The following is a 12,604-nucleotide window of genomic DNA, read 5'->3' on the forward strand; positions in this document are numbered from 1 at the left end:
TCCTCATCAAACAGGGACCCCCGGATGACCTCTTACAACGACATCAACGCGCTCTCGGCGGCGGAAACCGCTCGGCTGGTCCGAGCTCGACGGCTCACCCCGTCGGAAGCGCTCGAAGCGGCCGTCCATCGCATCGAGGAGCGCAACCCGGCGCTCAACGCATTCGTACACCTCGGGCTGGACGATGCGCGCAAAAGCGCGCGTCGGCTGGAGAAGCGCCTGTTCGACGGCGAAGACGTGGGTGTGCTCGCTGGCGTGCCAACGGCCTTTAAGGACCTGTTCGGCCAATACCCCGGGTGGCCCGCAACGATCGGTGGCATCCCCGCGCTCAAAAACAGCCGAGCAGTCGCACCAAGCCTCTTCCCAGACAGGATGCAGCGCGCAGGAGCCATCATCGTGGGTGCCACGAATAGCCCGGTCCTGGGCTTTCGCGGCACCTGCGACAACGAACTCTTCGGGCCCACGCGCAACCCATACGATCTCTCGCGTAACAGTGGCGGATCTTCGGGCGGCAGCGCGGCCGCGGTTGCCGACGGCATGCTGGCGCTGGCCGGTGCCAACGATGGCGGTGGTTCGATCCGCATTCCCGCCTCCTGGTGCGGCGTATTCGGCTTCCAGCCCTCGCAAGGCGTCGTTCCGCAGGCGCCTCGTCCCAACGGCTTCGACCACTTGGCGCCCTACGTCTACGACGGCCCGGTCGCGCGCACCGTGGAGGACGCAGCCCTTGCACTTTCGGCGCTGGCGACCTACGACTCCTTCGACCCGACAAGCGTCGCGACGCCGATCGACTGGATGGAACCGCTTCGCCGCTCCGTCGCCGGAATGCGCATAGGCCTGTCGCTCGACTTGGGCGGATTCGCGGTGGAGCCACGAGTTGCGGATGCCATCGGGCGCGCGGCGCTCGTGTTCGAGCGGCTCGGGGCCAAAGTGTCGCTGATCGATTTTCCTTTGCGCCATTCGCAGCAGTCGCTCAGTGCTCTTTGGTGCCGCCTGGTCGGCACACGCATGCTCGCCAGTCTCGAGGCCGTCAAGGGAGGTGGTTTGGACCTGATGACGACGGCCCAGGTGCCGCAGGAGGTACTGGACTGCATCGAAGATGCACGCGGCATGACCCTCACGCAGATCCATGCTGCACAGGAGACGCGCACTTCGGTATACGACAGCTTCGAGGCGACATTCAAGAAGGTCGACCTGCTGTTGACGCCGACCGTGGGCTGTCTCGCCGTAAAGAACATGGCGCGCGGCCAGACCATCGGGCCGAGCCGCATAGGAGACGTTGCCGTTGATCCGCTGATCGGTTGGGCTCTGACCTACCTGACGAACTTCACGGGCCATCCTGCCGCATCCGTTCCCGCGGGCCTCGTGGACGGGTTGCCGGTCGGCCTGCAGATAATCGGCCGGCGCCGAGCGGACGCAGACGTGCTGGCCGCGAGCGCGGAATTCGAGCGCGCCCAACCTTGGGTGCACAGTTACCCTTTCGCACTGGAACGGGCGAAGGATGCAGGTGGCGTACACAATCCCGCGCTCGCTGCGGGAACTGTCTGAGCGCTTCACGGCGTTTGGCGGATTCGTGTGGATACTGCAAACACGCTCGCGCTCCGTCCGCGCTCCAACAGCAGAACAAACAACATCTTCACCATGCCCCCGTTGCAACCCCCTCCCGTCACGCTGCTCGACAAATATCGCGGGCAGTGCTTCGAATCGATCTACAAGACGACCGTCACAGTCAGCGGCGGAGAAGCCAAGCATGGGCGAGCCTCTGGTGTCGCGCGTTCCGACGACGGTGCCCTGGACGTGGTGCTGCGGCTGCCGACGGAGTCGGGCGGGGACGGCGCTGGAACCAATCCGGAGCAGCTGTTCGCGGCAGCCTATGCGGCGTGCTTCCATGGCGCCTTGAATCTTCTGGCGGTGAAGAAGAAGATCGCGATACAGGAAGCGAGCGTCCAGGTGTCTGTGGCCTTTGGCCGTGATCCGGTAGACGGGCTTTTTATGCTCACGGCCGACGTCAGGGTTCATCTTCCCGGCATCCAGAAGAACGTGGCAGAAGAGCTGGTGCGCAACACCGAAAGAATCTGCCCCTACGCGAAGATGGCCAGAAACGGCATTTCCAGCATCGTGGCCTTGGCGGCATAGGATGACCGTCACACCGCCAGCATGACATCCGAAAAAGTTCGCCAGCTGCGGCCCGGTAACCTGCTTGCCGAGCACTGGTCCGATATCCGGGCCAGTCGCCCCATGACAGCAGCGGAGATTCTGGTAGCAGCGAAGAGCCTGAACCAGCTGACACAGTCGAGCGGGTGACCCATCACAAGAAGCCGCGCGGATCCGCGATGCGGCGCCGCCATCACCGAAGGCACATCGCCTCGCTGCGGGGGTGTCGCGGCGCGGCTTCACGGCGCTTCGTTCAGGCGTGCGCCCGTAAGTGCTTCGCTCAACCGCCACAGCTGATCGGCCAGTTCTGGAGCCGCGGCCCAGGGCCTGACACCGCCGCGTTCGCCGTTGCCGGCGACATTGATGCGCGCGATGTCGCAGTTTTCGCAATAGACCCCACCTCGGCCGTCGAGCTGCGCGCTGGTGGCGCACCAGATCGCAGTTGCCGCCCCTTGCTGCGGATTTTTCAGATCCCGCTCCGGTGCCACGATCACGTCCCCCTGGTCGTCGTGAACGCCGAAGGCTGCGATTTCTTCCGGAGTCAGATGACGTGCGAGAGGCCCGAGCACCGATCCGGGATGCACCGAGAACGCACGTATGCCTTCGGATGCGCCGAGGGCATCAAGGCCGACGGCAAACAGCGCGTTGGCCGTCTTGGACTGGCCATATGCCACCCATTTGTCGTATGCGCGGCGTTCGAAGTTGACGTCGCGGAAGCAAATGCCGGCGATCTGATGACCTCCCGACGACATCGACACAACGCGCGCGCCATCTGCTTTCAGCAACGCCGTCCAGAGTCTAGTGGTTAGCTGAAAGTGACCCAGGTGGTTCGTCGAGAACTGAGATTCGTAGCCGCGCCCATCTCGCGCCAGCGGGGTCGCCATGATGCCGGCGCTGTTGATGAGGATGTCCAGCGCGCGGCCGGATGCGAGGAATCGCCCGGCGAACGCATCGATGGACCCCGGCTGCGAAAGTTCGAGCGCTTCCTGCTCAACGTTTTTCATGCCCGCCAGCGCAGCCCTGGCGCGCTCGGGCGAACGGGCCGGAACAATCACCTGGGCGCCAGCGCGTGCGAGAACGCGAACCATCTCCAGACCCAAGCCGGAATAGCCACCAGTGACGATGGCGGTCCTGCCACGGAGGTCGGTCATGCCGATGACTTGTTCGGCGGTGGTACTCGCGTCGAAGCCGGTACCGATGGGCACTTGATTGGATTCCATGGCGTAGCGCTCTCTTTCATCAAAAAAGTTTGGTCCTTGCAGTGCTCGACTGTGCCCCGTGCTGCCGCGCATATCTATGCTGCATATGCCCTCCTTCTGTTGCGAAAGTCCAGACCTCTATGCCCGATCCGCTCACTGACGTGCTGACGCTGCTCGATGGACGCAGCGTGATTTCCACAGGCTTGCGCGCAGGCGGACAGTGGTCGATTCACGTTGCGGCGTACGAGGGTTTGAAGTTCAATGCGGTGATCGAGGGCAAGGCCTGGCTGCAAATCGAGAACGGCTCGCCTCCCGTCCTGCTGCACGCCGGGGACTGCTTCATGCTTGCAAGAGGCAGGCCATTCGTCCTGGCGACAGACCTTGCGCTCATTCCTATAGACGCAGCTGAAATCTTCGCCAATGCCTCGAACGGCATTGCAACCTACGGCTTGCGCGATGACTTCTTCGTTGTGGGCGGAATGATGATGCTCGACCCAGCGATGGCACCGCTGTTGACCGACGCACTGCCAGACGTCATTCATCTGCGCGCGAACTCTGGGCGTGCAGGAACCGTGCGGTGGCTGCTTTCTCATCTGATGAAAGAAGCCGGCGGAACCGAGCCCGGCAGAGATGCACAGGCAAGGCTTGCGATGCAGATGCTTTTCATCGAACTGATCCGCGCCTACCTGGACGCCATGGAGCAGCCGCACCCAGGCTGGCTCGGCGCCCTGGGCGATCGACGTCTCGGGCAGGCCTTGCAGGCCATGCACGACGAACCTGTTCATCCGTGGCGCCTCTCGGAACTTGCGCAACGGGCAAGCATGTCGCGATCCAGTTTTGCGGCAAAGTTCAAGCTGGCGGTGGGCGTCTCTGCACTCGACTATCTGATCCGATGGCGCATGCACCTGGCGTGTCGTGCGTTGCGAAAGCCTGGGGCAACCGTGGCTCACGTCGCCGGTTCCTTTGGGTACTCGTCGGAAAGTGCCTTCGGAACCGCGTTCAAGCGAGTGTTCGGACAGGCACCACGGAGATATCTCGCGAGCGATCGGACGGCCCATTAGATCATCTGCGTGAAGCGAAGCAATCTGCTGCGCAGGACAAGTCGCGGGCGCGAATGCCGGCTGCAATGTAGTCGATGAAGACGCGCATTCTTTCGGGCAGGTGCTGTCGGCTCTGATAGCAGAGAAAATGCGTACGATCGTCGGGCGCGTATTGCTTGAGACAAGCGACCAGTTCTCCGCTGCGCAGCAGGTCGCATACTTGGTAGGCCGCCATCTGGGCGATGCCTCGCCCGTCAAGCACTGCCTGCAGCACCAGGTCCGCATCGTTGAAGGTGTACAGCGCGCCGGGCCGCAGTTTGTGCGGCAGACCACCGACCTTGAACTCCCATTCGTACATGCGCCCGGATGCGAGCCGAAAGTTGATACATCGATGGTCCACGACTTCCTCGACACTTTCGGGCAAGCCGTGCGCCAGAGCATAGACAGGCGACGCACACACCAGCATTTGCATCGGGATCAACTGCTTGGCAACTATCTGGCTGTCCTCCAGGCGCCCGGCGCGAAAGAACAAGTCAATACCATCCTGCATAAAATCGATCGGACTGTCGTCCAGAACGAGATCGATATTTATATCGGGATAGCTTTCCCTGAAGCCCATGAGCAAAGGCGCGACCACCTTACGCCCAAAGCCGATCGTCGAACCGATTCGAAGTCGGCCGCGCGGCGGGCCTTCTCTCAGTTCGCGCATGTTGTCCAAGGCCTGGGACAGCTGCTCGACCCCAGGACGGCAGCTGGCATAGAACAGTTCGCCTTCGGCGGTGAGCGAGGTCGCGCGCGTGGTGCGATGAAACAGCCGCGTGCCAAGGCTGGTCTCCAGTTTCTGCACGCTGCGGCTGACGGCCGAGCGGCCGACACCCAGACGATCGCTCGCCCGCGCGAAACTGCCCTCGGTGGCCACCGCAATGAACGTGACGACGCCCGCATAGCTCGAAGTGAAGTTCGATGCCGACGAATCGCTGCCGACCGAGAGGCTTGCTTGAAGTGGGGGCATGGTGGCTCTCTGAAGAGGGTTCGGTTTGGAAGCCGCCCCGAATCGACGTCTTCCGCACTACCCCGATCAGAAAGCCGGACGCGCGCCACCGCCATTGCACGTTGGTGTCGGCGACACCAAGGTACTACCTGCCTCCGCCGATAGCCGATCTCCCGAAGGGCCAACATCGCAAAACCAACACCAAGGTGTGATGGACGTCCGCAGCCGCCTGGCGCATCCTCCTTGCTTGGCGACTGTGATGAAAGGGCCTGAATGGACAAAGACCACAGGCAAGCGGAGGCAGGATTTACGGCGGGCATGCTAAGGCGAAAGCACCGAGCCGGTGTCTCGGCCCATGCGATGAGGCGTTCATGATGGCGGTGGTTCGCTCACTCATTTCCGTCGTCGACGACGATCAGTCGGTGCGCGAGTCGTTGCCGGACCTGCTCAAGGAATTTGGCTTTGCTGTCGAAACCTTTGAGTCGGCTGAAGAGTTCCTGGCGTCCGGTCTCGTCAGCAAGACCGACTGCTTGGTCCTGGACGTGACGATGCCGGGCATCTCGGGCCTCGAATTGCAGCGCGAGTTGCGGGTGCGGGGCCATGCGGTGCCCATCGTCTTTATCACCGCACACGCCGACGAATCCATCCGCCCGCTGGTGATCGAGCTAGGCGCGGTGGACTGCCTGTTCAAGCCTTTCAGCGAAAGCGCACTGCTGCACGTTCTCAACACCGCCCTTGGGAGGGACTAGGCGGTTTGCCTGACCGGATCTATGCGACCATGACCCAAAGCGCACAAGCCATGATCAGCACCACGCCCCTTGTATTTATCGTGGACGACGATGTCTCCGTTCGCGAGTCGCTGGAGTCGCTAGTTGAGTGCGCAGGTTGGGCGCCGGAGAGCTTCTCGTCGGCCCGCGAATTCCTTGCCCGCGAACGCGCTTGCACGCCGTGCTGCCTGGTGCTAGACGTGGGCCTTCCCGACCTCAACGGACTCGATCTGCAAGCGCAAATCGGCGTCGACCGCTCGGACATGCCGATCATTTTCATTACCGGTTACGGCAGCGTGCCGATGACAGTGAAGGCGATGAAGGCCGGAGCGGTCGAGTTCCTCACCAAACCGTTCGACGATGAAGTCCTCATCACCGCCATCGCGCATGCAATCGAAGCCAGCCGGATCGCGCTTGCACGAGAAGAGGGTATGCGAACGCTGCGCGAATCCTATGCTTCGCTGAGCCGTCGCGAGCGAGAGGTCATGGCGCTGGTCGTCTCAGGGCTACTGAACAAGCAGGTCGGCAGCGAACTGAACATCAGCGAGATAACAGTGAAGGCGCACCGCGGCAGGGCCATGCAGAAGATGAACGCAGGTTCGCTGGCCGATCTTGTAAACATGGCAGCGCGACTGGGGGTGGCTGCCCGCCTCAACGAGCCGCTAAGGGGTGACCCGCCGCGTCTGGGGCTTTCCGTCAGAGGCCAAGTACCGCGGTTTCCTCGGGCATAGACCCACCCCGTGGAACGGAAAATGCAAAGGTGGCGCCCGGGCCGTCGTTTGACGACGCCCACAGGTGCCCGTGATGGCTCTCGATAATCGAGCGGCTGACGGAAAGACCCATTCCCATGCCGCCAGCTTTGGTCGTGTAGAACGCTTCAAACAGGCGATCCATGGCCTCGGCCGCCAGGCCAATTCCGGTGTCGCGCACGGTCAGACGTACTTGGTCGTGTTCGTCGAGTCCAGTGGTGATTGCCAGCTGGCGCGTGCGGTCATGCACGTCGATCATGGCATCCGATGCATTCAGCAACAGGTTCAGCATGACCTGCTGGAGCTGCACCCGGTCTCCTCGCACCGGCGGCAGGTCGGCCGCCAAGTCAATCTGCAGCGCGACCCTGCTGCGCTGGAGCTCAATGGACGAAAGCGAAAGTACCTCGCGCGCGGCCTCATTCAGATCGACCATCTCGGTGATAGTGCCCTTCTGCCCAAAAAGTGCCCGCAATCGCTTGATCACATCCGCAGCGCGATGCCCGTCCCGTATCGAGCGCTGCGCTGTCTTGCGCGCGCCCTCGATGTTCGGCGGATCGGCGGCCAGCATGCGCAGACACGTGCTTGCATTGGTGACGATGCCCAGCAAAGGCTGGTTAACCTCGTGCGCAATCGACGCGGTCAGGACGCCCAGCGTCGTGATCCGCGCTACGTGAGCGAGCTCGGACCGAGCCCTGCCGAGCGCCTCTTCGGCCAGGTAGCGCTGCGTAACGTCCTGAACCGCCCCGATGTATTCGACTTCACCGTCCTTGCTTCGCGTGGCGTGCGCCACCAAGTGGAAATGCTTGACTGACTGGTCCGGCATCAGCATGCGCAACCTGTAGTCGAGATCGGTCGCGGGGCCGCGCGCGATGGCGATCATCTCTTCCAGCAGCGGAAGGTCCTCGGGGTGATAGCGGGCGGCAATCAAGGCCGGTGTGATCGGCTCGGTCGGGTCAAGTTCGTACAGCCTGTAGGTCTGTGCCGAGAAAGCGATTGCATCGGTGCCCACGTTCCAGTAGAAACTCCCTGTCGCGCTGAGATATTGCGCCTCCCGAAGCCAGGTTTCGCTGCGCTGCAGCTCGGAATAGAGGCGTGCATTCTCCAGCCAGATCGCGGCTTGGGAAGCGAGAAAGTCCAGCACGGCCACCCGATCCGAGGTAAAGGCACGCGTGGTGAGGTTGTTCTCGAGATAGAGCACGCCAATGACGTCGTCCTCCCTAAAGATCGGTAGACACAGCACCGACCTAGGCCGGTTGCTGCGAACGTATTCGTCCTGCGAATGCATGCCCGCGACCGAGGCATCGTCTAGCACGATGCGCTCGCCCGTACGCAGCACGTAGTAGAGCATCGAGTGCGGCAGGTCCGAAGGCATCACACGCGCACTCTGGACCACTACCTCGACGCTCCCATACCCGGTTAGCGCCTTCGCCTCGACATGCGGCTCCCCGGCGTGGACCAGTATCAGCAGGCCGCGCTCGGCGCCCGCATGTTCGACGGCAAGCCGCATGAGCTTTTCGAGAAGGCTTGGCAGAATCATCACGCTCGACAGCGTCTTGGAAGCCTTGCCGACGGTCTCGACGTCCAGTTGCGCAACGGCCTTATCAATGGTCGCGACGCCAGAGGCGGATGTCACGCGCTCGCACAAGTGCGGGTACTGCGCATCGAGCTGCTTCAACTTGGCGTCCGCGCCCCATTCCTCATAGCAGACCCGTGCGTTGCGCAAGTAAGCGTCGGCAGCCGTATCCAAAGCGCAAGCGGCATGGAAGCGGCCCGCGAGTTCGCTGGCAATGCCTTCGTTCTGCAAGAAGCCGTGGCGACGCGCGAGTTGCACCGCTTGCTCGTAGAGTACTTGCGCTTGGAAACGGCGGCCCTCGAGCCGGGCAATCTCTGCGCCTATCAGTGCCTTTCGATTCGCGAAGTTCTCGGGGCAGTTCTCCGACCAACCGGCGATTCGGTCGTAGTGCACACGAAGGGCATGCAGGCGCTGTTCTCGCTGTTCCCGGGGACCGTTGTCGGCAGCGGCCGCGCAAGAAAGCGCGGCGTAGAAGTCGTACTCGGCCTCTTCGATGGAAGAGCGCATCGCCCAGCGGATGCCCTCCACGTGCTCGGCAGCAGCCAGCGCCGCGTCAAAGTCTTCTGCGAAGAAGCGCTCCTGCAGCCGGAACACCCAGTAATAGCAGACCATCATGGCCAGTCCGGGATGCGGCTCCACGTCCTGGCAGGCCCAGGCTTCGTCGTCGGGGCGAGGGTCAGCCGGGATGCCGCGAAGCTTTTTTACGAGATCAAGCTGCCCTATGAAGCGATCGGTGGGTAGGCCTAACTCGACGCCGCTAGCGAAAGCGATGACCTGTTCAGTTTCGTGCTGCACCTGAAGCAGCGGAACGCCTGACACTAACAGGTGTGTGATCAGGTTCCTCGAATTGTAGGCGGCGAAAGCCTTGTCGCCCATCGCACTTCCGACATTGAAGGCGTGCGTCATGAGCGGCTCGCATAGCGGCAGGTGCTTGATCCAAGGCATCGCAAAGGCTGCGAAGCACGAGTACACGCGCGCTTTGTAACGATCCATGCCTCGGTGGTCCACCAGGTCGCAAGCAAGCTGTCCGAGCGTGTATGCCGTGGTGTAGTCGCCGAACTGTGGGCCCAGCACCATGTTCAGCGCTGAATAGGCGACGCTCGAGCTCTCGCAGTTGCCGTTCTGCAGGCTCAGGTTCGTCATGCGCAGCAGCACGAGCCCCAATAGGTGCCGGTCGACGGCGTAGGCCGCGGGAAACAGCTCCGTCAGGATAGCCATTGTGGCGATGCAGATCGGATCGTCCATGACAGGCATGTCGATCAGTGCCTGCCCACGTCGGCCCGCCAAGCGCTCGTGCATCTCGACGTATTCGCGGCGAACCTCCGCTTCGGTGGGACGCGACGTCCACGTGATGCCGATCCGCGGAAGGATCGCCAGAGCCGCTTCGACTGCGCGCTCGTTCCTGCCCGTCGTGAAATACAGCAGAACGGAAAGACATGCGACCTCGATCTGCGGGATCGTGCCTCGCGCCCGAAGGGCGAGCTCGGCTAGCCGGCCTTCGGCCCCAGCCATGTCGCCACACACGATCTCGCATTCGGCGCAATGGCGCTGCAGTTCGAACGCAAGCGCGTGCTGATTCGTCCAACCGCCGTCCCCCAGCAAGACTAGACCGGATGCGAAGTAGGCTCTTGCAGAGGCATACGCACTCGACGCCTTCGCGCGCTTGCCGGCGGTTAGATACAACGCCGCGGTCGATTCGCGCTCTGCCAGCGATTTGATGGCCGACGCGCCATGCTCGAATTGGTTGACCACTTCGAAGATTCTCTCTTCGAGCTCGGCTGCGGTCGTCAGCGACAACAGCACCTTCCCGATCCGCAGATGCTCTTCGGCGCGAGTGGTCGGCGGGATCAATGCATAGCCCGCCTCCTGTACGCGGTCGTGCGCGAAGTTGAATGCGCCACCGCCATAAGAGACCAAGCCTGCGTCGACCGCATCTTGCAGTGCTGTCTGCACTTGGGCCTCGGTGCTTTCGCGGACGAGGGCCAACGTGCGGATCGTAGCTCCATTGCCCAGGCAGGCGAGCTGCCCCAATGCCTCCTGCGTGCCGAAAGGCAGACGCCCGAGCTTGGCCGACATAAGGTCAGCCACGTTCTCCGTGATGCCTAGTGTGCGCATCCCTGCGATGTCCCACTGCCAAGCGGCATTGCCGGCATCGAAGACGAGCAAGCCTTCGTCCGCCAGCGCGGTGATGAACTGCACAGCAAAAAACGGGTTGCCCGCAGTTTTCTCGCATACCAATTCCGCAAGCGGGCGGGCGCGCACGATGTCCGTGCCGAGGGCATCCGCGCAGAGCTGCGCCAGGTGGTCGACCTGCATGGGACCGAGCGCGATTTCGCATACCGCGCCGCCGTCGCTGCGGATCGCTGCCAACGTGCGGGCCAGCGGGTGATTGTCGCCAACTTCGTCGCTGCGGTACGCGCCAATGAAGACGAGATAGCGTGCCTCCTTGCGCGTCACCAAGCGCTCGAGCAGCTCCAGCGTTGCCGCGTCCAGCCATTGCAGGTCGTCGATGAACAGGACCAACGGGTGCTCCGGCTTAGCGAAGACACCGAGTAGGCTGCAAAACACCCGGTAAAAGCGCGCCTGCGCCGACGGGGCGTCTAACTGCACCACCGGCAGCTGTTCGCCGATGACCAGCGCCAGCTCCGGAACCAGGTTCACCATGAGCTGCCCATCCGATCCCAACGCCGCGATCAGTTCGTGGCGCCAGTGCGCGAGATCGACGTCGCTTTTGTTGAGCAGCTCGCGCACCAGAGCCTGAAATGCTTGAGCCAGCGTCGCGTAGGGAATATCGCGCTTGTACTGGTCGAACTTGCCGGACGCGAAAAGGCCAGAGCGAGGAACCAGGGCCTTGTGCAGTTCGTTGATGAGAGACGACTTTCCAATGCCGGAGTAGCCAGACAACAGCACGATCTCGCTGCTGCCCTCGACGATCACCCGGTCGAAGGCCGCGAGCAAGGCATCAATCTCCGCATCACGGCCATAGAGCTTTTCGGGAACGAGCACCGAATCGCCGAGGTCATGCTCACCCATCACGAATGCCTGGCCAGCGCCATGCGAGGACCCAATGGCGAGGCATTTGCGAAGGTCGGCCTCTAAGCCCTTTGCGGTGCGATAGCGGTCTTCGGGATTCTTGGCCAGGAGCTTCAGGAGGATGCCGTCGATCGCCGGCGGGAAACCGTCGGTGTGCGCGCTCGGCGGCAAGGGCTGCCTGGCGATGTGGCAGTGAATCCACTCCATCGGATCGGTGGCATTGAACGGCATGGCGCCCGTGAACAGTTCGTACAAGGTGATGCCCAGCGAATACAGGTCGCTGCGGGCGTCCATTGACCGGTTCATGCGACCTGTTTGTTCCGGGGCCATGTAGGCGAAGGTGCCTGTTATGACGGCGGGCGGCGGCGCCTGGCGCTCAGTGCGTTGGCGAGACGCGATGCCGAAGCCTGTCAGGCGAACTCGCCCCGCTCCGTCAACCAACACGTTCGCCGGCTTGATGTCCTTGTGAATCAGCCCCTGCCTGTGGATGTGCCCAATCGCCTGGGTTATCTCTATTGCCAGTTGCAGTTGTTGCACCGGGTCGATTCGTTCGTTGCGCGACTCGGCTAGGATCACATCCAGTGGCAGGCCGCCGGCGTCCTCGAGCAGGAGCATCTGCCGACCTTCGTGCCGCGTCAGGGCGAGCGGACGTGCGGCCCAGGATGCATCCAGTTCATCCGCCAAGGAGTTCTCGTGCACCAGTCGCCCGATACTGCGTGAGGACGAAGGCGGCGTGGCGGCGAGCGCAAGCACCGACGGCTTGCCTGGCGCCCTGCGCCTGTACAGGGTGAACTCTGCTCCGGGCCTGAGAACTTCGAATGAATATCCGCTCTCTGGCATCGGGTCCCTAGGACATAGTTGTTTCCCGATCATGAGGGGTACAGCGTGCAACGTCCAGCCCTACTTTGGTATCGACCCTATCGAAGGAGACACCGTGTCCTGCGTCCATCAGACCGACGCACTGCCCGGGCGGGGCACGCACAGCGGTAGCTATCAGAATAGGTAACCTCCAGGAGAGTCGACCTTCGCGCGTGCTTGGCGCACAAGAGGCGAACGTCAGCTAAAGATCCTGCGCCTTACAGCCTCAATGATCTCTTCTAA

Annotated in this window: 8 protein-coding genes; 5 read left to right on the forward strand and 3 right to left on the reverse strand. The window is 62.5% G+C overall.

From position 1 onward, the window contains the following. Nucleotides 1–24: 24 nt before the first annotated feature. Together AC3A6R_RS21280 and AC3A6R_RS21285 are read left to right on the forward strand one after the other, a co-directional pair. Nucleotides 25–1,545 carry an amidase gene (locus AC3A6R_RS21280; RefSeq protein WP_487865501.1) on the forward strand — a complete coding sequence of 507 codons (1,521 nt, stop codon included), beginning with the start codon at nt 25–27 and terminating at the stop codon, nt 1,543–1,545. Nucleotides 1,546–1,638: 93 nt separating this feature from the next. Then, entirely contained in the window at nt 1,639–2,133 is a 495-nt protein-coding gene (locus AC3A6R_RS21285) for an Ohr family peroxiredoxin (protein WP_487865502.1), read from the forward strand. A 257-nt stretch (nt 2,134–2,390) separates the two neighbouring features. Here AC3A6R_RS21285 and AC3A6R_RS21290 read toward each other — a convergent pair whose 3' ends face one another. Next, nucleotides 2,391–3,371 (reverse strand): oxidoreductase, encoded by a 981-nt coding sequence (locus AC3A6R_RS21290; RefSeq protein ID WP_487865503.1) that lies wholly within the window; start codon nt 3,369–3,371, stop codon nt 2,391–2,393. Nucleotides 3,372–3,490: 119 nt separating this feature from the next. Between AC3A6R_RS21290 and AC3A6R_RS21295 the strand changes: the two genes are divergently transcribed. Further along, nucleotides 3,491–4,411: an AraC family transcriptional regulator gene (locus AC3A6R_RS21295; RefSeq protein ID WP_487865504.1), complete on the forward strand. Its 921-nt coding sequence runs from the start codon at nt 3,491–3,493 to the stop codon at nt 4,409–4,411. 1 nt (nt 4,412) lies between these two features. Here the strand turns inward: AC3A6R_RS21295 and AC3A6R_RS21300 are convergent, their stop codons facing one another. Continuing rightward, nucleotides 4,413–5,402, reverse strand: a complete 990-nt coding sequence (locus tag AC3A6R_RS21300) for a LysR family transcriptional regulator (protein WP_487865505.1) — start codon at nt 5,400–5,402, stop codon at nt 4,413–4,415. Between the two features lie 350 nt (nt 5,403–5,752). On the opposite strand from AC3A6R_RS21300, the gene AC3A6R_RS21305 reads away from it, so the two are divergent. After that, nucleotides 5,753–6,130: a response regulator transcription factor gene (locus AC3A6R_RS21305; RefSeq protein WP_487865506.1), complete on the forward strand. Its 378-nt coding sequence runs from the start codon at nt 5,753–5,755 to the stop codon at nt 6,128–6,130. Nucleotides 6,131–6,180: 50 nt separating this feature from the next. Continuing rightward, entirely contained in the window at nt 6,181–6,879 is a 699-nt protein-coding gene (locus tag AC3A6R_RS21310; RefSeq protein WP_487865507.1) for a response regulator transcription factor, read from the forward strand. On the opposite strand, the gene AC3A6R_RS21315 is transcribed toward AC3A6R_RS21310, so the two are convergent. Next, nucleotides 6,845–12,256, reverse strand: coding sequence for an AAA family ATPase (locus AC3A6R_RS21315; RefSeq protein WP_487865508.1), 5,412 nt, complete (start codon nt 12,254–12,256; stop codon nt 6,845–6,847). The two genes, AC3A6R_RS21310 and AC3A6R_RS21315, sit on opposite strands and share 35 nt — an antisense overlap. Between the last annotated feature and the right edge of the window lie 348 nt (nt 12,257–12,604).

The organism is Variovorax sp. Soil_C_19 (assembly GCF_057657255.1).

Excerpts from the sequence above, each read along its gene's own strand:
- AC3A6R_RS21290 (WP_487865503.1), bottom strand. The coding sequence starts at position 3,371 with ATGGAATCCAATCAAGTGCCCATCGGTACCGGCTTCGACGCGAGTACC.
- AC3A6R_RS21300 (WP_487865505.1), bottom strand. The coding sequence starts at position 5,402 with ATGCCCCCACTTCAAGCAAGCCTCTCGGTCGGCAGCGATTCGTCGGCA.
- AC3A6R_RS21285 (WP_487865502.1), top strand. The coding sequence starts at position 1,639 with ATGCCCCCGTTGCAACCCCCTCCCGTCACGCTGCTCGACAAATATCGC.
- AC3A6R_RS21280 (WP_487865501.1), top strand. The coding sequence starts at position 25 with ATGACCTCTTACAACGACATCAACGCGCTCTCGGCGGCGGAAACCGCT.
- AC3A6R_RS21310 (WP_487865507.1), top strand. The coding sequence starts at position 6,181 with ATGATCAGCACCACGCCCCTTGTATTTATCGTGGACGACGATGTCTCC.
- AC3A6R_RS21295 (WP_487865504.1), top strand. The coding sequence starts at position 3,491 with ATGCCCGATCCGCTCACTGACGTGCTGACGCTGCTCGATGGACGCAGC.
- AC3A6R_RS21305 (WP_487865506.1), top strand. The coding sequence starts at position 5,753 with ATGATGGCGGTGGTTCGCTCACTCATTTCCGTCGTCGACGACGATCAG.